A 24337-nucleotide genomic window follows, 5' to 3' on the forward strand; every position below is an offset into this window, starting at 1 on the left:
ATGACTTCATCGTTGGTCCGGGGCCGGGTCCAGGTCCAAAGCCTGTTTCGCATGAAGCAATGCAGATCAGGCATCATCACAGCTCACCACGGCTACGAGCGTCCACTCAGACCTCATGCGGTAGTACGCTTGAGGCATGACCGACTCGGCCGCCCCCGTGGACCTCGACCTTCGGCTGGTGCGGTACTTCACGGTCGTGGCCGAGCACCGGCACTTCGGCCGCGCCGCGACCGCCCTGCACATCGCCCAGCCGTCCCTGAGCCGTCAGGTGCGGCGTCTGGAGCAGCAGTTGGGTGCCCGGCTGTTCGACCGCACCCCGCAGGGCACCCGGCTCACCGAGGCCGGAGAGGCCTTTCTGCCGCGCGCCAAGGCGCTGTTGCGCGCCGCGGCCCAGGCCGCCGCCGTCGCCCGGGCCGCCGCCGAACCCAGCCGGATCACCGTCGGCTACACCACCGGCGTCTTCGTCACCCCGGCCGTGCGCGAGCTGCGGCGCGGGTTCCCGGACGCCGACGTGCGGACCGCGCATCTGCGCTGGAACGAGGCGCGGGACGCGCTGCTCGACCACCGCGTGGACGCGCTCGTGGCCCGGCTGCCGTTCGTCACCGAGGGCCTGCGGGTGACGGTCCTCTACGACGAACCACGCGTCCTGGTCGTCCCGCTCGACCACCGGCTGGCGGGCAAGGAGTCGGTCACCGTGGACGACATCGCCGACGAACCGCTCCCCCGGGTCCCGGACCGGCTCTGGGACGCGTTCTGGCGTATCGACCCCCGGCCCGACGGCAGTCCGGCCCCGGACGGCCCGTACATCGACGACATCGAGGACAAGTTCGAACTCGTCGCCTCCGGGCAGGCGGTGGCGATCGCGGCGGGCGTCCCCGGCATCCACATCCGCCCGGGCCTCGCCTCGATCCCGCTGCACGGCGTCGAGCCGAGCCATGTCGCGCTGGCGACCCGCGCGGGCGACAACGGCCGCCTGCTCGCGGCCTTCCGCAGGTGCGCGGAGGCGCTGCTGACCGCGCCCCAGGCGGTCGAGTGACTCAGGTGCCGGGTGTCAGCTGTGCCTGTACGACGGGCCCGTAGCGGTCGGCGATGACGTCGAGGTCGGTCTCGCGCAGGTGCGGGCCGCGCGCGACGCCGTACATCACGCCGAGCCCGAGGAGGCCGGCGACGGCGAGTTCGGCGCGCAGGCCGGCGTCGGGGCCGGGGAGCCGGGCGGCGAGGCGTTCGGTCACCTGGGCGCGGAAGTTGGCGCGCAGGATCTCGCCGTGGTCACCGTGCAGGGGCGCGAAGGCGATGCGCAGCAGCGGATCGGTGCCGCGCTCGCGCTGGCTGGCCAGCACATGGCGGACCATGTGCCGGCCCAGGTCCGCCAGGGGCGCGTCGAGCAGGTCGTCCGCGTCGGTGTCGAACGACATCACCCGGGCGAAGAGCGCGTCCTTGTTCCCGAAGTACTTCAGGATCAACGGCGCGCTGACACCGGCCCGTTCGGCGACGGCCTTCAACGTGATGTCGGCGTGCGCGTGCCGTGCCAGCAGATAGCGGGCGGCCTTGAGAATGACCGCCTTGGTGGCCTCGGCGTCGCGCCGCGCGGGGCCCTCGGGGGCGGGCACCCGGGGACCGGATGGAGTGCTCACAGCACTCATGCTCCCTCCAACGCCTCGTCGCGGACGCCCCGGGTAGCACCTTCGGCGCGCCGGGTGTCGCCGGAGGGGCCCTCGGCCGGAATGCGCAAGGCCACAGCACAGGCAGCCATCGCGAACGCCACCGAGCAGCGGGCCGCCTCGAAGATCACCGACTCGGCATCACAGCCTGCGGGCACGGCCGCCCGGGAAACGGACGGACTGCTCACAGCACTCATGCTCCCTCCAACGCCTCGTCGCGCGAGCCCCGGGTGGCAGCTTCGGCGGGACGGGTGTCGCCGGAGGGGTCGTCGGTCGGGATGGAGAGGGCTGCGGCGCAGGCGGCCAGGGCGATGGTGCCGGCCATCGTGAACGCCAGCAGGTAGCCGTTCAGGGTGGGCAGGGGGACGCCGGCGACGGGGCTGGTGTGGTGGACGAGGACTGCGGTGACGGCGGCGCTGGAGGTGGCCTGGCCGATCGTGCGCATGAGGACGTTGACGCCGTTGGCGGAGGCGGTCTGGGCGGCGGGGACGGCTCGCAGGATGAGGGTCGGGAGCGCGGAGTAGGCGAGGGTGGTGCCGGTGGCCACGATCGTCGCGCCCAGGATGATCATCCACAGGTCGCGGCTGTCGGCGATGCGGACGGCGTAACCGCAGGCGATGACGGCGGCGCCGAGGGCGAGGGTGACGCGCGGGCCGCGTGCGGCGGAGATGCGGGCGGAGAGCGGCGAGAAGAGCAGCATGGTGACGCCGCCGGGGAGCAGGCACAGGCCTGTGGCGACGATGGAGAGGCCGAGGCCGTAGCCGGTGGCCTTCGGCGCCTGCACCAGCTGGGCGGTCACGAGCGAGTTGGCGTAGAAGGCGAACCCGGTGAGCAGGGCCGCCACATGGGACAGGCCGACCCGGGGCCGGGTGACCAGGCGCAGGTCGACCAGCGGCCGCTCGGCGCGCAGTTGCTGCCACCACCACAGGGCGAGGACGGCGACGGCCGCCAGGAACAGCCCGAGGACCCGGGGGCTGCCCCAGCCCCACTGGCCGCCCTGGGAGACGCCCAGCAGCAGGCACACCAGGCCGGCGGCCAGGCCCAGCGCGCCGAGGACGTCGAAGCGGCCGGGCTCGCGTACCGGCGACTCCCTGACCGCCCACCAGGTGGCCGCCACACCGAGCGCGCCCAGCGCGCTGGTCAGCCAGAACATGGTGTGCCAGTCGGCGTACTGGACGACCAGCGCGGCGAGCGGCAGGCCGAGGGCGGCGCCGATGCCGACCGTGGAACTCATCAGTGCCACCGCCGAGCCCCTGCGCTCCGGCGGGAGTTCGTCGCGCAGGATGCTGATCGACAGCGGGACGACGGAGGCGGCGGCGCCCTGGAGCGCGCGGGCCGCGATGAGCACGCCGATGTCGGAGGACAGGGCGCACATCACCGAGCCGACGGTCATCAGGGCGAGCGCGGCGGTGAGCACCCGGCGCTTGCCGTACATGTCGCCGGCCCGGCCCAGCACGGGGGTGAGGACCGCCCCGGAGAGCAGGGTCGCGGTGACCATCCAGGAGACGGCGGCCGCCGAGGCATGGGTCAGCCGTGGCAGGTCGGGCAAGAGCGGTACGACCACGGTCTGCATGACGGCCATGAGGATGCCGCCCGACGCGAGCACCGGGATGGTGAGGCGGTCCCGCAACCGGGGCGCCGCGGTGGATGTGCCGGGCGGCTGAGGTATCGGGGCGGGATGGTCCATGGGCGCTCCTGTGAACGTCTCGGACTGATCGGTGAATAAGAATTCACCTTATCGAGTGAATGGCGATTCACCCAAGAATTTCACCCCGCACTCCGTCCGCCCGTCAGGCGAGGTTCTTCTCCAGGGCGTCCAGGTAGGTGCGCATGAAGTGGTCGCGGACACCGTCGGAGGCGGGCGCGAAGGGGTCGCCGGTCAGCCCCTTCACCCGGTCGCCGAAGGCGGACAGCGTCGGCATCACCTCGTGCACCTTGCCGTGCGAGTCGATGTAGCGCAGCGCCCTGACGTGGGTGAAGGCGGGCTCCGGCGGGAGCTGGGGCACGATGTCGTTGTTGTTGACGAACCGGTACATGCGACCGCCGAAGCCCTTGTTGAACGCCTCGGCCAGCAGCCGGTCGCAGGTGCGGGGCTGGCCGTAGGTGTAGACGCCGTCCGCGGTGAGGTGGGGCTCCTCCAGAAAGAGGCGCGCGCCGGCCAGCATGGCGAGGGCGCCGCCCAGGCTGTGCCCGGTGAAGTAGACGGTCTGGCCGTCGGTGCGCAGCTCCGTGAGGGCGTGGTGGACGTCCGGGTAGACCGAGGCCAGGGCCTCGGCGAACCCGTGGTGGACGAAGCCGTTGCCGCCGGGGCCGGGCCAGGGCGGGGTGGTGGCGTCGGAGAGCCAGTCCTTCATCTGGGCGGGCTCGGTGCCGCGGAACGCCGTGACGATCGTCCGGTCGCCGGCCATCGTGTACGCCTGGGTGTCCTGCAGCGGGAAGGGCGGGGTGAACCGTGTGTGGTGATGCCTGACCTGGTCGAATCCCCACTGGGCGGCCTGGTGCTCGACGGCGGACTCGTCCTTGTAGGCGAGATCGGCCGCGCGCGCCAGCCAGTACGCGCGCTCCAGGCTGTAGCCGGTCGAGGCGTGGTCGAACGAGACGGGTACGGCCATGACGAAGACTCCTTCGGTGGGGGGAAAGCCGCGGTGAAAGATGGGGGAAGCCGCGGCGGAAGGTGGGGGGGGAGCCGCGGTGGAGGGTGGAGAGAGCGGAGCGCGCTAGCTCCGGTGCGCCGTCGAGCGGGCGTGCAGGGCGCGGGCCGCCCTGGGCCCGAGCCAGCGCTTGAGCCTGCGCAGCACCTCCAGTTGGCCTGCCGCCTTGTCGATGCCGTAGTAGAGCTGCGGCGGCACGTACGGCAGCAGCGGCGAGTGGCGCTGGCCGAGCAGGGCGAACATGCGGTGCGGGGGCAGGTGGATGTAGCGGGGCAGGTTCTCGTACCACTGGGCGCTGTAGCGGGCGGCGCTCTGCGCGGAGAGCAGCTCGGAGCTGCGCTGCCGTTCGTAGGCGGCGAGTGCCGCGGGCAGGGTGGCGTGCTCGCGGAGGGCGGTGGCGAGGCACATGGCGTCCTCGAGGGCGAGGGTGGTGCCGGCGCCGATGGAGTAGTGGGTGGTGTGGGCGGCGTCGCCGAGCAGGACGAGGTTGTCGCGGTGCCAGGTGCGGTTGGTGAGGGTGCGGAAGGCCGGCCAGGGGGCACCGCGGCCGCCGATGAGCGGGTGGCCGTCGAGGATCGAGGCGAAGAGCTTCTCCAGCAGCGCGAGCCCCTCGCCCTCGTCCGCCCGGTCCAGGCCGAGGCCGGTGAGGGTCTCCGGGGAGCACTCCATGACGCAGGTGCTGCCCTCGCCGCTGTAGGCGTAGCCGTAGCACCAGATCCAGCCGTGCCCGGTCTCCACGAAGGCGAAGGTGAAGGCGTCGAAGACCTTGGTGGTGCCGAGCCAGAGGTAGCGGTTGCGGCCCTCTTCGAGCTGCGTGCCGAAGTGGCCGGCGTGGTGGGTGCGCAGGGCGCTGTGGACGCCGTCGGCCGCCACGACCAGGTCGGCTCCGGGCAGGTCGGCGGCCGTGACCTCGCTCTCGAACTCCAGCCGTACGCCGAGGGAGCGGGCGCGCTCGGCGAGGATCTCCAGGAGGCGGTGGCGGCCGATGCCGTGCCCCTCGTCGCCGGGCTGCCGGGTCACCTGGTCGCGGACGTGGGCCACGCCCTGGTTCCAGCGGACCGAACTCTCCTCGATCGCGCGCGCGGACTCGGGGTCGTGGCCGTGGAGCCGGTCGAGCAGTCCGCGCCAGTACGTCACGCCCCAGCCGTAGGTCGAGCCCTCCGGGTCGCGTTCGTGGACGGTGATGTCATGGGCGGGGTTCTGCCGCTTGAGCAGGATGGCGAGGTACAGGCCCGCGGGCCCGCCTCCGACACAGACGACCTTCACGCACACACCCCTGACGACTACCCATCGTGCCCGAACGGCACCGCAGGGTAGCAGGGCCGAAGGGATGCGGCCGGACTTCCGGATCGCGTCAGTCTGGCGCGGTGACCCGCGCCACTCGGGCGGAGCACGGACGAGAAAGATCACCGGAATCCCGGACGCCCCGGCAAGGAATTCCCCGTTCCGCAGCAGAGAGACCCCTCACCACAGCAAGATCATCTTGCTTCAACCTTCTACGACATGTGGCTAATTGTCCGGATCACAGCCAACCGGTTCCGGGCGATTTCTTCCCCTCCGGGACGGCCCGGTAGGCATGCGGAGTCACCACTCGAACTCCCCCACAGGAGGACACGCATGCCCGAGATAACCCGGCGCCGCGCGCTCACCGCGGCGGCCGCGCTGGCCGCCACGGCCTCGGCCGCCTCGCTCGTCGCACCCGGCGCCTCGGCCGCCGATCACCAGCACGGCGCACCGGCATCCTTCGACGAGGTCTACAAGGGCCGCCGGATACAGGGCCGTCCGTCGAGCATGGGCGGTCACCACCACGAACACGGCGGCGGCTACTCGGTGTTCGTCGACGGGGTGGAGCTGCACGTGATGCGGAACGCCGACGGCAGCTGGATCAGCGTCGTCAGCCACTACGACCCGGTGCCCACGCCGCGCGCCGCCGCCCGTGCCGCGGTGGACGAGCTGCAGGGCGCCCCGCTGCTGCCGTTCCCCGCCAACTGACCGCCCCCGCAAGGACATCCGGAGCACCACGCACATGACCGTACGCAAGAACCAGGCCGCCCTGACCGCCGACGAGAAGCGCCGGTTCGTCAATGCCGTCCTCGAACTCAAGCGCAACGGGCGCTACGACGAGTTCGTCCGCACGCACAACGGCTTCATCATGTCCGACGCCGACAGCGGCGAGCGGACCGGCCACCGCTCCCCGTCCTTCCTGCCCTGGCACCGCAGATTCCTGCTCGACTTCGAGCAGGCGCTGCAGGCGGTCGACTCCTCGGTCGCCCTGCCGTACTGGGACTGGAGCACCGACCGCACGGTGCGCGCCTCGCTGTGGGCGCCGGACTTCCTCGGCGGCACCGGGCGCAGCAGCGACGGCCGGGTGATGGACGGCCCGTTCGCCGCGACCGGCGGCAACTGGCCGATCAGCGTGCGCGTGGACGGCCGTACGTTCCTGCGCCGCTCGCTCGGCACGGCCGTGCGCGAGCTGCCGACGCGCGCGGAGGTGGACTCCGTGCTGGCCCTGTCGACGTACGACATGGCGCCCTACAACAGCTCCTCCGACGGCTTCCGCAACAACCTGGAGGGCTGGCGCGGGGTCAATCTGCACAACCGGGTCCATGTGTGGGTCGGCGGGCAGATGGCCACCGGGGTCTCCCCCAACGACCCGGTGTTCTGGCTGCACCACGCCTACATCGACAAGCTGTGGGCCGACTGGCAGCGCCGGCACCCGGACGCCGGTTATGTGCCGACCGGCGGGACGCCCGACGTCATCGACCTGGACGACACGATGAAGCCGTGGAACGACGTGCGCCCGTCGGACCTGCTGGACCACACGAAGTTCTACACCTTCGACAGCTGATCAGGCCTCGGCGGTACGGCACTCCGGGTGGCCCCAGCCCTGCGCGTTCTTGGCGATGGACTCGCCGGCCGCGTAGCCGCGGCCGCACAGGCAGCGGCCGGGGAACTTCGCCTTGATGGTGCGCGAGGACGCTCCGCCGCCGGTCCGGCGGGGCGCCTTGCTGCGCGGGGCGGCCGCCTTGGGCGTGTCGGGCGACTGCGGCGGCTCCGGGGAGCCGAGGGCGCTGCCGGCCTCTTCCTGGACCGAGGCGGCCTGGCTGGCGGCGCGGTCGGCGAAGTCGTTCAACGGGTCGCCGTCGACCTGGTGGGCGGGGACGTAGCGGAACTCGACGGAGCGGCCGTCGAGCAGCTCGTCGATGCGGACCACCAGGTCCTGGTTGGCGACCGGCTTGCCGGCGGCCGTCTTCCAGCCGTTGCGCTTCCAGCCGGGCAGCCAGGTGGTGACCGCCTTCATCGCGTACTGGGAGTCCATGCGGATCTCCAGCGGCACGTCCGGGTCGACGGCCGCCAGCAGGCGCTCCAGGGCGGTCAGTTCGGCGACGTTGTTGGTGGCCCGGCCGAGCGGGCCCGCCTCCCAGCGGGCGGGGGTCCGCTCGTCGTCCGAGACCACCCATGCCCATCCGGCCGGCCCGGGGTTTCCCTTCGAAGCCCCGTCGCACGCGGCCACCACACGTTCACGCATGCGGTCGATCATGCCATGGCCGCGCCGGCCACCGTGCCGGGCCCGGTCAGACGTCCTGGAAGCTGGGCCTGTCGCCCTCGGTGGTCGTGGTGTCGATCACGGAGAAGTTCGCGCCCTGCGGATCGCTGAGCGCCGCGAACCGGCCGAAGGGGCTGCCCATGGGCCCGAAGCGCAGAACGCCGCCGAGCTTGGTGGCCCGGGCCACGGCCGCGTCGCAGTCGTCGACGCCGAAGTACACGTTGATGTACGACGGGATCTCGGGCGGGAACTCGTCGGTCATCCGCATCCGGCCCAGGACCGTGTCGTCACCGAGGTTGAAGACACGGAAGTCGACCCCGTCGTCCTCGAGCTGCTTCGCCGCGTAGGGGAAGACGGACGTGAGGAACGTGTCCGTTTTGTCGGGGTCGCGGGTGAAGACCTCGGCCCAGTTGTAGGCACCGGGCACCGACGTCGCCTCGAAACCCTCGTGGACGCCCGCCTGCCACACGCCGAACACGGCACCGCTGGGCTCAAGAGCCAGGCACATCGTGCCGAAGTCGCCGACCTGCATCGGCTCCATCAGCACCTCGCCGCCGCTCTCCCGGATCCTGGCCGCGGTGGCGACGGCGTCCGGCGAGGCGAAGTACAGGCACCACTGCGACTGCCCCTCCTGGCCGGGCATGGGCGGTACGACGGCGGCCACCGCCTTGCCGTTCGCGTAGGCCTGTGTGTAGTGGCCGTACTCCGACGAGGCCTCGCCGAAGGTCCAGCCGAGGACCTCGCCGTAGAAGCTCTTGGCGCCCTCGAGGTCGCTGAACATCGCATCGGCCCAACAGGGCGTTCCTTCAGGTTGCACGGCCATGGTCGCGGGCCCTCTCCGGTGAGCGGATTGTCCGAATCCTCACGCTAGCCATCCCTCCTTCGGCCCGCGCGCCGAACGGAGGCAACCGTCCGACACTGGACGAAAGGGACGGCAGCCTTCGGCGGGACGGGGCGCGGGATGTCGGAGTCGACGGTGACGGCAGGGACGACACGGGCGTGGTCGGTGACCCGGCCCGGGCCGGTGGAGGAGGATCCCCTCCGGTTCGTCGAGCGGCCGGTGCCCGTGCCCGGGGACGACGAGCTGCTGGTCCATGTGCGCGTCTGCGGAGTGTGCCGCACCGACCTGCACGTGACCGAGGGGGACCTGCCGGTGCACCGGCCCGGGGTGACCCCCGGGCACGAGGTGGTGGGCGTGGTCGCCGGGTTCGGGGCGGGCGTCGAGGGTTTCGCGGTGGGCGACCGGGTGGGCGTGGCCTGGCTGCGGCACACCGACGGCGGGTGCGCGTACTGCCTGCGGGGCGCCGAGAACCTGTGCCCACGGTCCGAGTACACCGGCTGGGACGCCGACGGCGGTTACGCGGAGTACACGACCGTGCCGGCCGGCTTCGCCTACCGGTTGCCGGGCGCGCTGGACGACGTGGCACTGGCGCCGCTGCTGTGCGCCGGGATCATCGGCTACCGCGCGCTGCGCCGCGCCTCGCTGCCGCCGGGCGGCCGGCTCGGGCTGTACGGGTTCGGGGGCAGCGCCCACCTGTGCGCGCAGGTGGCCCTCGCCGAGGGTGCCACGGTGCACGTCCTGACCCGCGGCACGGACGCCCGGCGGCTGGCCCTCGACCTGGGCGCCGCCTCGGCACGGGACGCGTACGACCTGCCGCCGGAGCCCCTGGACAGCGCGATCCTCTTCGCCCCGGTCGGCGACCTGGTCCCGGTCGCGCTGCGGGCGCTCGACCGTGGCGGGGTCCTGTCCGTGGCGGGCATCCACCTGAGCGACGTACCGCCGCTGCGCTACGAGACCGACCTGTTCTACGAGAAGGAACTGCGCAGCGTCACCTCCAACACGCGCGCGGACGGCCGCGAGTTCCTGGAGAAGGCCGCGCTGCACGGGGTCCGGGCGAAGACGCACACGTATCCGCTGTCGCGCGCCCCACAGGCCCTGAAGGACCTCAAGGCCGGCCGCTTCGACGGCGCGGCGGTGCTGGTGAACGACCTCTCCTGAGCGCAAACGTACGGCTGTCACCGCGTGCGGGGGCAGGGACCCGGCGCACGATCACGCACACCACCCCGCAACGCCCTCAACGGCGGGTTTACACCACTCCATGATCAAAAGCGCCCCCTTCGCGCTATACCCGAAGATCACGCGTCCTGTTTGGCTGGTCGGAGCGCACCAGCACCCCGCGCACCACCGACCGATCCGAATCACCCCTGTTCGCCTCTCCGCAGGAGGGAATGTGTCCACTCCGGACATCGCCACCGGTTCCGCAGTCGAGGAACCCGATCCCGGACCCCTGACCGACGGGCAGCTCACCAGCCTGAGCACGCGGGCGGCCCGTAACCTCGCCACCACGACCAAGTCCGAACCGCAGATGCAGGCCATCACCTCGCGATGGCTGCTGAAGACCCTGCCGTGGGTGGACGTCAAGGGAGGCACGTACCGGGTCAACCGCCGTCTGCAGCTGCGTACCGGTCGCGGGCGCGTGCACTTCGAGCAGAACGGCGCCGACGACATCCGGGTCATCCCCGAGACGCTGACCGAGCTGCCGATCCTGCGCGGCTACCCCGACCTGGACGTGCTGCGAGAGATGGCCACCCGCTTCCAGCCCCGGGAGGTGCGCCCGGGCCAGGTGCTGTTCGAGGCGGGGCAGCCGGTCACGGAGGCGTACCTGGTCGTGCACGGCCGGTTCACCCGGTTCGCGGCCGGCAAGTACGGCGGGGAGGAGATCGTCGGGGTCGTCACCGACGGCGACCAGATGGGCGACGAGGCGGTCGGCCAGTCCGACCCGCTCTGGCTCACCTCGGTGCGGGCGGAGACGGCGGGCGTGGTGCTGGCGCTGCCCTGGGGCGTCGTCCAGGAGTTCACCGAGCGGGTGCCGTCCCTCGCCGCCCATCTCCAGGCGTATGTCGAGCAGCAGCGCAAGCCGATGAACCGCAAGGGCGAGGCGGAGGTCCCGGTGCAGGCCGGCCACGTCGGCGAGCAGACGCTCCCCGGCGGCTTCGTGGACTACGAACTCGCGCCCCGCGAATACGAGTTGTCCCTCACCCAGACCGTGCTGCGGGTGCACACCAGGGTCGCCGATCTCTACAACAACCCGATGGACCAGACCCAGCAGCAGTTGCGGCTCACGGTGGAGGAGATCCGTGAGCGCCAGGAGTGGGAGCTGGTCAACAACCGGGAGTTCGGGCTGCTGCACAACATCGACTACGGCCAGCGGATCAGCTCCTTCACCGGGCCGCCGACGCCCGACGACATGGACGAGCTGCTCTCCATGCGCCGCAAGACCAAGGTGTTCCTGGCACATCCGAAGGCGATCGCGGCCTTCTTCCGGCAGTGCAACCGGCGCGGTCTGGTGCCCGGCAGCGCGAACATCGACGGGCACGAGATCCCGGCCTGGCGCGGTGTCCCGATCTATCCGTGCAGCAAGATCCCGATCAGCGCCGACCACACCAGCAGCATCATCGCGCTGCGCACCGGCGAGGCCGACCAGGGCGTCATCGGCCTCTACCAGACCGGTATCCCGGAGGAGTTCCAGCCGGGCCTGAACGTCCGCTTCATGGGCATCGACACCGCCGCGATCATCAACTACCTGGTCACCGCCTACTACTCGCTGGCCATCCTGGTCCCCGACGCCGCGGGGATCCTGGAGAACGTCCAGCTCGGCCGGACCGCCGACTGACGGCCTGGAGCACGCCATGAGCACACCCACCCACTCCTACGCGCTGCCCGGGCCGCCGAACATCGCCCAGAGCATGCGCAGGCCGCGGCGCACCGGGGTGATCCCCGGACTGCACCACCAACCCGCCGCTCCCGCAGACCCGGAGAAGGCCGCGGAGATCGACCGCCGGCTGGAGACCTGGGCCCGCGAGCTGGATCTGTTTCCCGAGGCCTGGACCGGGGACTTCTCGGACTTCCAGTTCGGCCGGGCCGTCGTACTCCAGCATCCGGGCGGCCTCGACCTGGACCGCCTCACCGCCGCCGGCAAGCTGCTGCTCGCGGAGAACATCGTCGACTCCTGCTACTGCGAGGAGGACGAGGGCCGGGGCGGATCGCGGCGCGGTCTGGGCGGCCCGCTGATCATCGCCCAGTCGGCGCTCGATCCCTTCCACGGCACCCCGGAGCTGGAGGAGGAGTGGCGCGAGGGCATCGGGGCCGACGGTCCGCTGCGTTCGTACCATTACGCCCTCGCGGACTACGCGTCCTTCGCCACGCCCAGCCAGACCGGACGGTTCGTGCACGACATGGCCCGGCTGCACATGGGCTATCTGGGCGAGGCCGCCTGGATGGAGACCAAGTACGTGCCGCGGGTCTGGGAGTACCTGGTCATGCGGCAGTTCAACAACTTCCGCCCCTGTCTGTCGCTCGTCGACGCGGTGGACGGCTACGAACTGCCCGAGCAGATCTACGCCCGGCCGGAGATCCAGCGGATCACCGCCCTCGCCTGCAACGCCACCACGATCATGAACGACCTGTACTCCTTCACCAAGGAGCTGGCGAGCGATCCGACCCATCTCAACCTGCCCCAGGTGGTCGCCGCCAACGACCGGCGCGGGCTGAAGGCGGCCTATCTGAAGTCCGTCGAGATCCACAACCGGATCATGGAGGCCTTCGAGGAGGAGTCCGCCCTCCTGTCCGCCACCTCGCCCCTCGTCGAGCGCTACGCCCAGGGGCTGTCCGCCTGGCTCGCCGGCAACCACGAGTGGCACTCGACCAACACCCGCCGCTACCACCTTCCCGACTACTGGTGATCCCACCAGTTCTCCGAAACACCGTCAGACGCACTTCGAGGAGTCACTGTTGACCACCGCCCCTGTCGCTCGGAAGACCACCACGTCAGCTCCGGTGCCGACCCAGTCCACGTACCAGACCCGCGTCGCGGACTACTGGAACGCCGAGGAGAACCCGGTCAACCTCGAACTCGGAAAGATCGACGACCTGTACCACCACCATTACGGCATCGGGGACGCCGACTGGTCGGTACTCGACGAGCCCGACCCGGGCCTGCGCAAGGAGCGGGTCACCAGCGAGCTGCACCGTCTGGAGCACGCCCAGGCCGAACTGCTGGCCACCCACCTCGGCCCGCTCACCCCCGCCGACCGCGTCTTCGACGCCGGCTGCGGCCGGGGCGGCGGCAGCGTGGTGGCGAACCTGCGCTACGGCTGCCACTCCGACGGTGTCACGATCTCCGCCAAGCAGGCCGACTTCGCCAACGAGATGGCCCGCAAGCGGGGCGTCGACGGCAAGGTGCGCTACCACCACCGCAACATGCTCGACACCGGCTTCGAGTCGGGCGCGTACGCCGCGTCGTGGAACAACGAGTCCACCATGTACGTCGAGCTGGACCTGCTGTTCGCCGAACACGCCCGGCTGCTGCGCCGCGGCGGGCGGTACGTGGTGATCACCGGCTGCTACAACGACACCTACGGGCAGGCCTCGCGCGAGGTGTCCCTGATCAACGCGCACTACATCTGCGACATCCACCCGAGGTCGGAGTACTTCCGGGCGATGGCCAAGAACCGCCTCGTCCCGGTCCATGTGGAGGACCTCACCGAGGCAACGATCCCGTACTGGGAACTGCGCAAGCAGGCCGACCACCTGGTGACGGGTATCGAGGACGCGTTCCTCACCGCGTACAAGAACGGCAGCTTCCAGTACCTGCTGATCGTGGCCGACCGGGTCTGATCCCGGCGGCCGATGGGCGGGGCGGTGTCCAACGACACCGCCCCGCTTGGTATTTCGTTCGACAGGGGGCGCGCCGGGCCGTTGGATGGGTGCCCATGTGTGCGGTGAAGATGCACGAGGACGAGATCGAGATCGACGCTGCGCTGGTCCGGCGGATGATCGCCCGGCAGTTCCCCGCCTGGGCGTCGCTCCCGGCACGGCGCCTCGCGTCCTCCGGTACGGAGAACGCGATGTTCCGGCTGGGGACGAAGCTGGTGGTGCGGCTGCCCCGGCGTCCCGGCGCCGACGCCGATGTGGCGCACGAGCAGCGCTGGCTGCCCCGCCTGGGGCCACAGCTGCCGGTGGCCACGCCCGAGCCGGTGGGGCTCGGCGAGCCGGACGAGGACTTCCCGTGGCCCTGGTCGGTGTTCCGCTGGCTGGACGGGCGCAATCCGGTCGCGGGTGCCGTCGAGTCGCCGGAGCGGCTGGCCGAGGAGCTGGGGGCGTTCGTGGCGGCCCTGCGCCGGACCGACGTCCAGGACGGGCCGTCCGCCCAGCGGGGCGCCCCGCTCACGACGCGGGACGAGCCGACCCGAGCAGCCCTGGAGCAGCTGACCGGCAGGATCGACACGGACGGGGCGACATCCCTGTGGGAGCGTGCGCTGCGCGTCCCCGAGCACGGCGGGGCACCGGCCTGGATGCACGGCGATCTGTCCCCCGGGAACGTGCTGGTCTCCGACGGGCGGCTGAGCGGGGTGATCGACTTCGGCTGTGCCGGGGTCGGCGATCCCGCCGTGGACCTGATCGTGGCCTGGAACCTGCTGCCCGCGACCGCCCGCGACACCTTCCGCAAGACCGTGGGCGCCGACGACGCCGAGTGGGCGCGCGGGCGGGGCTGGGCGCTGTCGATCTCGCTGATCCAGCTGCCGTACTACTGGCACACCAACCCGGTGCTCGCGGAGAACTCCCGGCATGTGATCGCCGAGATCCTCGCCGAGGCCGAGTAGCGGCCCAGCCCGCCCCGAGACGGATCACTCGCCCGCGTACGCCTTGTCCAGCTCGGCGATGTCGAGCTTGCCCATGCTCAGCATGGCGCGGCTGGTGCGGGTCGCCTTCTCCGGGTCAGGGTCGCCGATCATGTCGATCAGCCGGTCGGGGACGACCTGCCAGGAGACGCCGTACCTGTCCTTGAGCCAGCCGCAGGGGCCGCCCTCGCCACCGTTCTCGGTGAGCCGGTTCCAGTAGTAGTCGATCTCCTGCTGGTCGGAGCAGAAGATCTGGAACGAGATCGCCTCGCTGAACGTGAACTGCGGGCCGCCGTTGAGCGCGATGAACTTCTGCCCGTTGGCCGTGAACTCCACGGCCACCACGGAACCGGCCGGTCCGGGACCGGCCTCGGTGTAGCGGCCGACCCGGCCAATGCTGGAGTTCTTGAAGATCGACACGTAGTAGTCGGCGGCCTCCTCGGCCTGGCCGTCGAACCAGAGACACGTGGTGAATCCGTCGGTGGTCATGAGTACCTCCTGGAGCGTGGAACACGGTCATGTGTATCGACCGGTGCCCGCCACGAAACTCATCGGTCGGGCACCGATCGGCTTCCTGGGTACGGGCCACGGACTAGCATCCGGGGCATGGCATCTGCGTCCGCCGGGACCGTCCGGCCGTTTCGACTGTCGATCCCGCAGAGCGATCTGGACGACCTGTACGACCGCCTCGACCGCACCCGCTGGCCGGCCGAACTGCCCGGGGCGGGCTGGGAGTACGGCGTTCCCGGTGGCTACCTGCGGGAACTGGCCCGGTACTGGCGGCACGAGTACGACTGGCGGGCCGCCGAGGCGCGGCTGAACGAGTGGCCGCAGTTCACCACCACCGTGGACGGGGCGCACATCCACTTCGCCCATGTGCGCTCCCCGGAGCCGGCGGCGACCCCGCTGGTCCTGACCCACGGCTGGCCGGGGTCGATCGTCGAGTTCCTTGACGTCGTCGGGCCGCTCACCGACCCGGTGGCGCACGGCGGCGAGGCTGCCGACGCGTTCCATGTCGTGGTGCCGGGCATCCCGGGCTTCGGTCTCTCCGGGCCCACCACACAGCCCGGCTGGGAGGCCGCCCGGGTCGCCGACGCCTGGGCGGAGCTGATGCGGCGGCTCGGCTACGAGCGCTTCGGCGCGCACGGCGGCGACTGGGGCGCGGCCGTCTCCCGCGAGCTGGGCCGCGCCCATCCCGACCGGGTGACCGGCGTCCACCTCACCCTGCTGCCGGGCGCCCAGGCCGCCACGGAGCCCGGCGAGGAGGAGCTGAGCCGACTCGGCCCCGAGGAGCGGGAGAACACCCTCGCCTCGTGGCGGCGGTGGGCGGACTGGTCGCGGGAGGGCACGGGCTACGCCGTCCTGCAGTCCACCCGGCCGCACACCCTGGCGTACGCGCTGACGGACTCGCCGGTCGGTCAACTCGCCTGGATCGTCGAGAAGTTCCGCGAGTGGACCGACTCCGAGGAGGTGCCGGAGGAGGCCGTCGACCGGGACCTGCTGCTGACGAACGTCATGCTGTACTGGCTGACCGGCACGGCCGGTTCGTCCGCACGCCTCTACTACGAGCGGGCGCACGCACGCGGCCGCACCGCCCGGCCCGCCGAGCCGTCCACGGTGCCGACGGCCCTCGCCCTGTTCCCGGCCGAGCTCCAGATCCCGCTGCGCCACAAGGCGGACCGGACCGAGAACATCGTGCGCTGGACGGAGTTCGACCGGGGCGGGCACTTCGCGGCCATGGAGGAACCGGACCTGCTCGTCGCCGACGTCCGGGCCTTCTTCCGGCAACTGCGCGAGCAGGGCATCGGCTGAGCCGAGCGGACCGGGGCCCGTGTCTCAGGCCGCCAGGCACAACCCGTTGTACGGCTTGTACGGATGCTGCGGCACCGCGGCCGTACGGCGGCCCGCGCCGGTGTGCCGGGTCAGCTCGCCCTGCGCGAGCGACAGCAGGTCGCCGAGGCCCAGGCCGAGCGCGTGCGCGGCGGCCGCGAGGACTTCGGAGGAGGCCTCCTTGCGTCCGCGCTCGATCTCGGAGAGATAGGGCAGGGAGATCCGGGCCTCGTCGGCCACGTCCCGGAGCGTGCGCTCCTGCGCCAGCCGCTCACGGCGCAGCACCTCACCGACCAGATCGCGCCACAGGGGCTCCCTGGGCGCGGGCTCCGGCGCGTCCGTCCGGACCGGCTGCGGACGGACCGGCTCCGGGCGGAGCGGGATCACATGGGCTTCGTTGCTCACCTGGTTGCTCACCCCCTCACCCTAGGACCCGAGTTCCACTCGCGCGCACACGCGCTTCCCGACCGGTACGCGCTCCACGGTCACCCGCGTGGCCAGGGCGTGCACGATCTCCAGACCGTGCCGGCCGACGCGCTCGGGGTTCCTCGGGAACCTGCGGGGCAGGGCCGAGCTGCTGTCGTACACCACCACCGTGACGGCGGTGTCCGTGCCTTCCAGCTCCAGGATGTACGGGCCGCTGCTGTGCCGGTCCGCGTTGGTGACCAGCTCGCTCACGACGAGGAGCAGGTCACCGTCGGTCCGGCTGTCGATGGCGGCGCACCACTCGGTCCTCAGCTGCTGCAGGAACTGGGCCGCGAAAGCCCGTGCGTCGGCGATGCATCCGGGTTCGCCGGTGTAGTGCGCCGCGCGTCGCAGCGGCTCCACGGGTACGTCGAAACCAGTCGGTACCACTGCCCCGCCCAGGTATTCGGTCATGCGCGTCTCTCTCGGAAGCCCCATCCGGCCGTTCAGTGTTGCACCACTCCTCGTACCCCGAGCCGCGCCCGGCAGTCCCCCCGGTGCGTTCGCCGAACGCGCACAGCGAGCTTCGTCACATCCACCGGAGCGGGGCTGTGGTCCCGCTCACGTCGCCGGAGCGTTCTCGGCCGGGGAGTTCTCGGCGGGAGAGTTCTCGGCCGGCGGCTGCTCCGGAGCGCTGGTCTCCGCGGCACTGGACCTCTCCGCCGACTGTCCGGTCTGCGCGGACTCGCTCTTGCTGGACGGGGGCTCCGACACGGAGGACTCCGAGGACGGCGGCCCTGAGGTGGAGCCCTCGGTCGACGGGGACTCCGAGGACGGGGATTCCGAAGACGGCGACTCGGACGACGGGGACTCCGACGACGGCGACTCCGAGCTCGGGGACTCCGAGCTCGGGGACTCCGAGGACGGGGATTCCGAGGACGGCGACTCCGAAGACGGCGACTCCGAAGACGGCGACTCCGAAGACGGCGACTCCGAAGACGGCGACTCGGACGACGGCGACTTCGACGACGGCGACTCCGAGCTGGGAGAGGTCGAGGACGACGAGGACGGCGACTCGGACGAAGGGGACTCCGAGAAGAAGAACGAGGAGGACGAGTTGGAGGGGCCGGTCGACGTAGGCGTCGGCCCGATCCAGGGGTAGGCGTCCCGCGGCGGCTTGGTCTGCCGGTCTCGGCGGCCGCTGTCGTCGCCCCTGTAGCGGTGGAACCAGTCGTCGTGGTGGGAGTCGTAGACCACGAAGACGTTGACGACCACCGTGGTGGGCCGCACGACGATGACGCTCGTGGGCTGGTACGACGCCCAGTGGTCGCCCGTCTGCCGGGGCGTGGTGCGCTGGGCGACCGGCGGGGTCAGCGGGTTGCCGCAGGCGCAGCGCGCCCGGGGCACGCCGTGCCCGTCGACCAGGACGGCGGTGCCCGACTGGAGGACGGCCTGGTAGGAGGTGCCGGAGCCGCTGCGGTAGCCGTGGTTGGTGACACGGGTGTCGGCGCGCAGCGTCATGGGGGTGAGCGAGCGCAGGTAGGCGGGGACGGCGGAGGGCTGGATGCCGGCCTCGGCCGCGTACGCGCGGTTCTTGGCCGGGTCGGCCTGGAGGACCTTGATCTGCTTCTCGACGTCACAGCTGGGGCGGTTCTGGACACCGCTGTAGAGGCCCGGCGCGCCGCCGTCGACCGCGCGTATCTGGTTGACGGGTGCGGAAGTGGTCGCCTGGGGGGTGGTGCCCGGGGACGCCGTGGTCGCCGGCGCGGAAGTCTTCCCCGGGCCGGAGGTCTTTCCCGGGGCGGTGGTCTTCGGCGATGCGGACGTCTCCGTGGCCGTCGACTCCATGAAGGGGTCCGGGCCGGTCTTGCTCGCGGCCTGCAGGAAGACCTCGCCGCCCTGCGCGGTGCCACCGCCGCCGGGGCGGGTGAGGACCAGCGCCACCACGACCGCGGCGACCACGACACCGGTGAGGGCGGCCACGCGCGGCGCGGACCTCCACCATGGCCGGTGCGGTCCGCCGTCCCCTGCCCCGGAGCCGCCGCCGGGTGGTGGTTCGGGCGGTCCGGTGGGGGGCTGGGAGGGTCCCGAGAGCGGGCCGGAGGGCGGTCCGGTCGGGCGGCCGGATGACGGAGGTTCGACGCTCACGAGCACTTCCTCCCGTCGCGATGCGCGGCTCAGATCACGATGCGCGGCTCATGTCCAAGAAAGACCCGTTTGCCATGCATCTGTTGCACAATGATCCCATTGTGTGCTCCTGCCCCAGGTGCCTCGCAAGCCGACGCGGACGGGCCACCCGGCGGGCGGGGTGCCGGGGCGCTGCCTAGCGTGGCCAGGGTGAGCCCTGAGAGCGTCCCCGTACGGCCCGTCGCCCGCCACGGCTGGGTGCAGGCCGCGGCCGCGGTGCTGACCGGGCTGGCCGTCATGGTCGTACTCGCCGCGCTGGGTCTGTGGGCGGCCGGCGCGGCGGATCTGCCGGACGGCGCGTTCGCCCGGGTGGTGATGGCGACGGTGGTGGCGGCGGTCGGCGGCACGCTCGAACTCTCCGGCAACGCGGGTGTGCTGGCGGAGACCCGGGCCGGCCTCACGGTGATCCCGCTGTCGGTGACCCTCGCCGGTGCCCTGGTGATCGGCGCGGGCTTTCTGCGGCCGCTGCGGCACCGGGCGGTCGCCTCGGCCCGGGAGCTGGCGGGATGGGCGGCGCGGATCGCGGTGCTGTGGCTGCTGGCGCTGCTCGGTCTCGCCTTCGCCGCCCGGCAGACCTTCGCCGTGGACGTGGGCAACGGCACCCTCAGCGATCTCACCGGCCTGTTCGACGCGGCGCCGAAGGTCGGGTTCACCACGGACGTGCCGCTGACCGTGCTGTTCGGGCTGGTGTGGCTGGCCGGGGTGCTGGTGCTGACCGTGCTGGTCGCGCCCGGCGCGCCGCTGCCGGGGCGGCTGCTGCGCCGGCAGGAGTCGGTGCGCCCGGCCGCGTACGCCATGGTCGTCCTGCTGCTGGTCTACGTCGCCCTGGGCCTCGTCGTCGCGCTGGTGTCGGCGGTGACGCGCGGGCACGTCGCCGAGACGTTCGCGGTGATCCTGCTGGGCCTGCCCAACCTGGTCTGGCTCGCCCTCACCCTCGGTCTGGGCGCCACCTGGAACGGCAGGGTCGAGGGTCCGTTCGGTCTGCCGATGCCGCATGTGCTGGACCAGATCCTGCGCACTCCCGATGTCTCCACGCTGAACCTGCGCACGCTCACCGCCTACGACACCGGGATGTGGTGGCTGATGGTCACCGACGTGGTGGTGCTGTCGGCGGTCGCCTTCCTGATGGCGGCGCGTTCCCCGGCCCGGGTCCGGGCCTGGCAGCACGCCCTGCGGCTGGCCGTCGCCCTGGCCCTGACGGTGCTCATGATCTGTCTGCTGTGCCGGGTCTCGGCGCACTACGGCCTGTCCCTGCTCGGCATCGGAGAGCTGGGCGGCGGCCTGTCCGGGGAGCTGTTCCTCCGGCCTCAGCTGTGGCAGGCGGTGGGCCTCGGGGCACTGTGGGGCCTGGCCGCCGGCTTCCTGGGCGCGCTGCTGGCCCGGCCGGTGCACCGGCGGGGCAGGGTGGAGACGCCCTAGGAGCCGACACGCCCTAGCGGAAGAACGGCTGAGCCCACTCCGGTGGCTGTGGGGGTTCGGCCTGCGTCCGCAGGTCGGTCTCCGTGTCCGGGTCGCTGTCGCCCTCACCCTCGCTGTCGGCGGCGACGAGGCCGCCGCTCGGGGCCGCGCGCAGGGCGGCGACGAAGTCGCGGCAGGTGTCGTAGCGGGCGTCCGGGCTCTTGGCGAGGGCCCTGGCGAAGACGGCGTCGACGGCCGGGAGGAGGTCGGGGCGGGATTCGCTCGGCGGGGGCGGCTCGTCGTACTGGTGGGCCCACAGCAGGGCCATGTCGTCCTCGCGCACGAAGGGCGGGTGTCCGGCCAGGGTCTCGTAGACGACGCAGGCGAGGCCGTAGACGTCGCAGCGGCCGTCGACGGGCCGGCCGGAGATCTGCTCGGGCGCCACGTAGTCGAGGGTGCCGACGAACTGGCCGACGCTGGTGAACCCGGTCAGGGACAGCGACTTCTTGGTCAGCCCGAAGTCGGTGAGGTAGACGTGCTCGGGGTGGTCGCTGTCGGTGCCCCGGGCGACCAGGACGTTGCCGGGCTTCACGTCCCGGTGGACCAGGCCGTGATCGTGGGCGGCGTCCAGCGCCGAGGCCACCTGCGCGGCGATGCGTACGGCGACCTCGAACGGCAGCGGGCCGCGCTCGTCGAGGAGATGGCGCAGATCGCTGCCGGCGACGTAGCGCATGGCGATGTAGAGCACGCCGTCCGTCTCGCCGGCCTCGAAGACGGGCACGATGTGCGGGTGGTCGATCGAGGCGGCCACCTGGGACTCGTGGGTGAAACGCTTCCGGAAGGTGTCGTTGCGGGCCAGTTCCGGGGCGAGGAGCTTGAGGGCGACCGTGCGGTCCAGGCGCAGGTCACGGGCACGGTAGACGACGGCCATGCCGCCGCGGCCGATCTCGCTCTGCACCAGGTAGTTGGCCACCTGGCACCCGATCAGTTGCGAGGGCCGGCGGGAGGACAGGCTCGTCTGGCGCGCCATCAGGGCTCACCCTTGGGGGCCGTGAACCGGGTGGGGGCGTGCCCGGTGTCCTCGTCCGACGGCGTCCGGTCGGTGGCGTAGGTGTGCAGCCGTCGTCCGTCGCCGTACAGCCACCGTCCCTCCTCGGCGTCGTACACCCACATGGACTCGCCGTCCAGCACGACCCCGATCCGCAGTCCGCGGGTGCGGTCCCCGAAGGACTGCCCGTCCAGGCCGCCGGCCGCGAGTTCCTCCACCGCGGACCGGTAGTCGGCCAGGGCCTCTTCGGCACGGGCCAGCAGCGGGCGCGGGTCCGCGGTGCCGGCGGGCGGGCCGTCGCCGGCGGGCGGGTCCTTGGGTACGGCGATCAGGTGGCGGCCGTCGACCCAGGCGGCCCAGCCGTTGGCGCAGCGGATGTGTCCCCAGTCGCCGAGCCGCTCCACCAGCTCCACGGGCAGCAGCGGGTCGAGGGGCACCGTGGGCCGGGCGGGGTCCGGGGTCTCCCAGGCGGGCATGCCGTTCGGCGGGACGACGTGCGTGGGCCGGAATCCGGGTGGCTGCTGTTTGGTCATGGCACCGCCTACTTCCGCATCACGGCGGGTTCGTGCCGGCGCAGCAGCCGGGCGACCAGGAGGCCGTAGCCGGCGGACAGCACCAGCAGCATGGCGAGGTCCAGCAGCCAGACGCCGGCCGAGTGCCGGAACAGGGGGTCGGCGGTGAGGTCGCCGGGCACGATCCGGGCGAGGTCGACCGTGCCGGCCATGGCGCCCAGCGCCCAGCGGGAGGGCACCAGCCAGGACAGCTGTTCGAGGACGGGTACGCCGTGCAGCGGGAGCAGGGCCCCGCAGAAGACGACCTGGACGATGGCGAGCAGCACCAGCAGCGGCATCGTCACCTCCTCCTTGCGCACCAGCGCGGAGACCAGCAGGCCGAGCATCATCGCGGTGAAGGCCAGCAGGGCGACGGCGAGGGTGATCTCGAGCAGGGGAGGCAGCAGGACGCCGTGGCCGCCGGGGGCGCCCAGGTCGACGCCGAGCAGGGCGACCAGGGTGAGGACGACGGCCTGGACGACCGTGATCGTGCCGAGCACCACGACCTTGGACATCAGGTACGCCGATCTGGGCAGGCCGACGGCGCGTTCGCGCCGGTAGACCACGCGTTCCTTGACGAGTTCGCGCACCGCGTTGGCGGCGCCGATGAGCACGCCGCCGACGCACAGGATGAGCAGTGCGTTCATGGCGGTGTCCTGGGTCAGCTTCCCGCCCGCGAGGGCGCGGTCCATGGCGCCCATCACGAACGGCAGGGCGATCATGACGGCGAGGAAGGTGCGGTCGGCGGCGAGGACGGCGGTGTAGCGGCGGACGAGGGTGCCGAGCTGGGCACCCCGGCTGCGGGGGCGGGGCCGGGGTACGGGGGCGACCGGCGTCGAGTCCGGGCGGCGGGGCTGGGTGGTGGCCTCGGTGACGTAGTGCCGGTGGAACGGCGAGTCGCGGTACTCGCCGGCCCAGTCCCGGTCCTGGTCGCGGTCGAAGGCCTCGAAGGCCTCCGGCCACTGCTCGAAGCCGAAGAAGGCGAGGGCGTCGTCGGGCATGCCGTAGTACGCGATCCGGCCGCCGGGGGCAAGGACCAGGAGGCGGTCGCAGACGTCGAGGCTGAGGACGCTGTGCGTGACCACGATGACGGTGCGGCCGTCGTCGGCGAGACCGCGCAGCATGTGCATCACCGACCGGTCCATGCCGGGGTCGAGGCCCGAGGTCGGCTCGTCCAGGAACAGCAGCGACGGCTTGGTCAGCAGTTCCAGGGCCACGCTGACCCGCTTACGCTGCCCGCCGGAGAGGCTGTGCACGGGCTGGTCGGCGCGCTGTTCGAGGCCGAGTTCCCGGATCACCTCGTCCACCCGCGCGCGCCGTTCCGCCCTCGCCGTGTCCTCGGGGAAGCGCAGCTCGGCGGCGTAGGTCAGGGCGGCGCGCACGGTGAGCTGGGGGTGCAGGATGTCGTCCTGCGGGACCAGGCCGATGCGCCCGCGCAGCTCGGCGTAGTCGTGGTACAGGTCCCGGCCGTCGTACAGGACGGTGCCGTGGTCGGCGGGCCGCTGGCCGGTCAGGGCGTGCAGCAGCGTGGACTTCCCGGCGCCGCTCGGTCCGACCACAGCGAGCAGGCACTTCTCCCCCACCGGGAAGGAGACGTGATCGAGCAGGACCTTGCTGCCCTGCTCGACGGCGACCGTGAGGTCCTGCACGTCGAGGGAGATGTCGCCGCTGTCGACGTACTCCTGGAGTTCGTCGCCGACCAGGACGTACGCGACATGGCCGATGCCGATGATGTCGTCAGGGCCGACCGGGGCGCGGGTGACGGGCCGGCCGTTGAGGTAGGTGCCGTTGTGGCTGCCGAGGTCGACGATCTCGTAGCCGCCGGCCGCCAGGGCGTGCAGTTCGGCGTGGCGGCGGGAGACGGTCAGGTCGTCGACGACGAGGTCGTTGCCTTCGGCGCGGCCGATGCGGATCGGGTGCGTGGGCAGCGGCCGTACGCTGCTCGGGGTGCGGAAGGTGCCGGTCAGCTCGGGATGCGAGATCCCCGAGGGGCGGTCGGCGACGGGTGCGCGCGGGCCGAGCGGGACGGCTCGGGGGCCGTCGTCGGGGTTGCCGAAGCGGATGACGCTGCCGGGGCGGACGTCCCACTCGCGGATGCGGCGGCCGTCGGCGTAGGTGCCGTTGGTGCTCTGGGCGTCCGTGAGCGTCCAGCCGTCGTGGCCGCAGCTCAGCACGGCATGGTGCCATGAGACCCGGGCGTCGTCGAAGACGATGTCGCTCAACGGATCACGTCCGACGTGATAGTCGTGGCCAGGCGTCATCACCGTGGAGCCCGTGTCGGTCTCCAGAACGAGTTCGAGCGACGTCGGGGCGACCGGCTGCTCCGCCATATCCAGAATTCTACCGATTCGCTCACATGTGCGCCGCTGCGATCGGGC

General features: G+C 71.8%; 23 protein-coding genes and 1 pseudogene. 10 read left to right on the top strand and 14 right to left on the bottom strand.

All coding sequences use genetic code 11. The annotated features are described in order from the left end of the window. Nucleotides 1–136 precede the first annotated feature (136 nt). The gene (locus BEK98_RS40145; RefSeq protein WP_094221727.1) at nucleotides 137–1036 is read left to right on the top strand and encodes a LysR family transcriptional regulator; all 900 of its coding nucleotides are present in this window, start codon (nucleotides 137–139) and stop codon (nucleotides 1034–1036) included. 1 nt (nucleotide 1037) lies between these two features. Here BEK98_RS40145 and BEK98_RS40150 read toward each other — a convergent pair whose 3' ends face one another. The 5 genes from BEK98_RS40150 to BEK98_RS40170 form a co-directional block, all read right to left on the bottom strand. Beyond that, complete coding sequence (locus tag BEK98_RS40150; protein ID WP_094221728.1) at nucleotides 1038–1643, bottom strand: TetR/AcrR family transcriptional regulator; 606 nt, start codon at nucleotides 1641–1643, stop codon at nucleotides 1038–1040. Further along, nucleotides 1640–1849, bottom strand: a complete 210-nt coding sequence (locus BEK98_RS40155) for a hypothetical protein (RefSeq protein ID WP_094221729.1) — start codon at nucleotides 1847–1849, stop codon at nucleotides 1640–1642. The genes BEK98_RS40150 and BEK98_RS40155 overlap by 4 nt, the downstream gene beginning before the upstream one ends. Nucleotides 1850–1854: 5 nt before the next feature. Next, nucleotides 1855–3348 carry an MFS transporter gene (locus tag BEK98_RS40160; protein ID WP_094221730.1) on the bottom strand — a complete coding sequence of 498 codons (1494 nt, stop codon included), beginning with the start codon at nucleotides 3346–3348 and terminating at the stop codon, nucleotides 1855–1857. Nucleotides 3349–3451: 103 nt separating this feature from the next. Further along, nucleotides 3452–4273, bottom strand: a complete 822-nt coding sequence (locus tag BEK98_RS40165) for a lipase family protein (RefSeq protein WP_094221731.1) — start codon at nucleotides 4271–4273, stop codon at nucleotides 3452–3454. Nucleotides 4274–4378: 105 nt separating this feature from the next. Next, nucleotides 4379–5584: an FAD-dependent monooxygenase gene (locus tag BEK98_RS40170; protein WP_094221732.1), complete on the bottom strand. Its 1206-nt coding sequence runs from the start codon at nucleotides 5582–5584 to the stop codon at nucleotides 4379–4381. Nucleotides 5585–5929: 345 nt separating this feature from the next. Between BEK98_RS40170 and melC1 the strand changes: the two genes are divergently transcribed. Together melC1 and melC2 are read left to right on the top strand one after the other, a co-directional pair. Then, the gene (gene melC1 / locus BEK98_RS40175; protein ID WP_094221733.1) at nucleotides 5930–6304 is read left to right on the top strand and encodes an apotyrosinase chaperone MelC1; all 375 of its coding nucleotides are present in this window, start codon (nucleotides 5930–5932) and stop codon (nucleotides 6302–6304) included. 34 nt (nucleotides 6305–6338) lie between these two features. Next, nucleotides 6339–7160: a tyrosinase MelC2 gene (gene melC2 / locus BEK98_RS40180; RefSeq protein ID WP_094221734.1), complete on the top strand. Its 822-nt coding sequence runs from the start codon at nucleotides 6339–6341 to the stop codon at nucleotides 7158–7160. On the opposite strand, the gene BEK98_RS40185 is transcribed toward melC2, so the two are convergent. Then, a complete protein-coding gene (locus tag BEK98_RS40185) occupies nucleotides 7161–7853 on the bottom strand; it encodes a ribonuclease H family protein (RefSeq protein ID WP_094221735.1) in 693 nt (230 codons plus the stop codon). Between the two features lie 34 nt (nucleotides 7854–7887). Continuing rightward, nucleotides 7888–8682 carry a VOC family protein gene (locus tag BEK98_RS40190; protein WP_094221736.1) on the bottom strand — a complete coding sequence of 265 codons (795 nt, stop codon included), beginning with the start codon at nucleotides 8680–8682 and terminating at the stop codon, nucleotides 7888–7890. 138 nt (nucleotides 8683–8820) lie between these two features. Between BEK98_RS40190 and BEK98_RS40195 the strand changes: the two genes are divergently transcribed. The 5 genes from BEK98_RS40195 to BEK98_RS40215 all read left to right on the top strand — a co-directional run bounded on the left by BEK98_RS40195 (nucleotide 8821) and on the right by BEK98_RS40215 (nucleotide 14522). Beyond that, the gene (locus BEK98_RS40195; RefSeq protein ID WP_208643368.1) at nucleotides 8821–9858 is read left to right on the top strand and encodes a zinc-binding alcohol dehydrogenase family protein; all 1038 of its coding nucleotides are present in this window, start codon (nucleotides 8821–8823) and stop codon (nucleotides 9856–9858) included. 232 nt (nucleotides 9859–10090) lie between these two features. Further along, nucleotides 10091–11533: a family 2B encapsulin nanocompartment shell protein gene (locus tag BEK98_RS40200; protein WP_094221737.1), complete on the top strand. Its 1443-nt coding sequence runs from the start codon at nucleotides 10091–10093 to the stop codon at nucleotides 11531–11533. A 16-nt stretch (nucleotides 11534–11549) separates the two neighbouring features. Beyond that, nucleotides 11550–12602 carry a family 2 encapsulin nanocompartment cargo protein terpene cyclase gene (locus tag BEK98_RS40205; RefSeq protein ID WP_094221738.1) on the top strand — a complete coding sequence of 351 codons (1053 nt, stop codon included), beginning with the start codon at nucleotides 11550–11552 and terminating at the stop codon, nucleotides 12600–12602. A 49-nt stretch (nucleotides 12603–12651) separates the two neighbouring features. Continuing rightward, entirely contained in the window at nucleotides 12652–13536 is an 885-nt protein-coding gene (locus tag BEK98_RS40210; RefSeq protein ID WP_094221739.1) for a geranyl diphosphate 2-C-methyltransferase, read from the top strand. A gap of 95 nt (nucleotides 13537–13631) precedes the next feature. Next, nucleotides 13632–14522, top strand: coding sequence for an aminoglycoside phosphotransferase family protein (locus BEK98_RS40215; protein WP_094221740.1), 891 nt, complete (start codon nucleotides 13632–13634; stop codon nucleotides 14520–14522). A gap of 24 nt (nucleotides 14523–14546) precedes the next feature. Here BEK98_RS40215 and BEK98_RS40220 read toward each other — a convergent pair whose 3' ends face one another. Beyond that, nucleotides 14547–15029, bottom strand: a complete 483-nt coding sequence (locus BEK98_RS40220) for a VOC family protein (RefSeq protein ID WP_094221741.1) — start codon at nucleotides 15027–15029, stop codon at nucleotides 14547–14549. 117 nt (nucleotides 15030–15146) lie between these two features. On the opposite strand from BEK98_RS40220, the gene BEK98_RS40225 reads away from it, so the two are divergent. After that, a complete protein-coding gene (locus BEK98_RS40225; protein ID WP_094221742.1) occupies nucleotides 15147–16352 on the top strand; it encodes an epoxide hydrolase family protein in 1206 nt (401 codons plus the stop codon). Nucleotides 16353–16376: 24 nt separating this feature from the next. On the opposite strand, the gene BEK98_RS40230 is transcribed toward BEK98_RS40225, so the two are convergent. The 3 genes and pseudogenes from BEK98_RS40230 to BEK98_RS40240 all read right to left on the bottom strand — a co-directional run. After that, entirely contained in the window at nucleotides 16377–16787 is a 411-nt protein-coding gene (locus BEK98_RS40230) for a helix-turn-helix domain-containing protein (RefSeq protein ID WP_094221743.1), read from the bottom strand. Between the two features lie 9 nt (nucleotides 16788–16796). Beyond that, nucleotides 16797–17249, bottom strand: a complete 453-nt coding sequence (locus BEK98_RS40235) for an ATP-binding protein (RefSeq protein WP_094221744.1) — start codon at nucleotides 17247–17249, stop codon at nucleotides 16797–16799. 297 nt (nucleotides 17250–17546) lie between these two features. Continuing rightward, a pseudogene (locus tag BEK98_RS40240) lies at nucleotides 17547–18923 on the bottom strand (DUF6777 domain-containing protein); the annotation flags it as partial. Between the two features lie 189 nt (nucleotides 18924–19112). Between BEK98_RS40240 and BEK98_RS40245 the strand changes: the two are divergent. Next, nucleotides 19113–20381: a streptophobe family protein gene (locus BEK98_RS40245; RefSeq protein ID WP_094221746.1), complete on the top strand. Its 1269-nt coding sequence runs from the start codon at nucleotides 19113–19115 to the stop codon at nucleotides 20379–20381. A 13-nt stretch (nucleotides 20382–20394) separates the two neighbouring features. On the opposite strand, the gene BEK98_RS40250 is transcribed toward BEK98_RS40245, so the two are convergent. The 3 genes from BEK98_RS40250 to BEK98_RS40260 are packed head-to-tail and all read right to left on the bottom strand — an operon-like array spanning nucleotide 20395 to nucleotide 24289. Beyond that, nucleotides 20395–21390, bottom strand: a complete 996-nt coding sequence (locus tag BEK98_RS40250; RefSeq protein WP_094221747.1) for a serine/threonine-protein kinase — start codon at nucleotides 21388–21390, stop codon at nucleotides 20395–20397. After that, a complete protein-coding gene (locus tag BEK98_RS40255; RefSeq protein ID WP_094221748.1) occupies nucleotides 21390–21941 on the bottom strand; it encodes a hypothetical protein in 552 nt (183 codons plus the stop codon). Before BEK98_RS40255 ends, BEK98_RS40250 begins: the two co-directional genes overlap by 1 nt. Before the next feature lie 8 nt (nucleotides 21942–21949). Beyond that, complete coding sequence (locus BEK98_RS40260; protein WP_094221749.1) at nucleotides 21950–24289, bottom strand: FHA domain-containing protein; 2340 nt, start codon at nucleotides 24287–24289, stop codon at nucleotides 21950–21952. Nucleotides 24290–24337: the final 48 nt, after the last annotated feature.

Source organism: Streptomyces diastatochromogenes (assembly GCF_002242805.1).
In the GTDB taxonomy this organism is placed as follows: domain Bacteria; phylum Actinomycetota; class Actinomycetes; order Streptomycetales; family Streptomycetaceae; genus Streptomyces; species Streptomyces diastatochromogenes.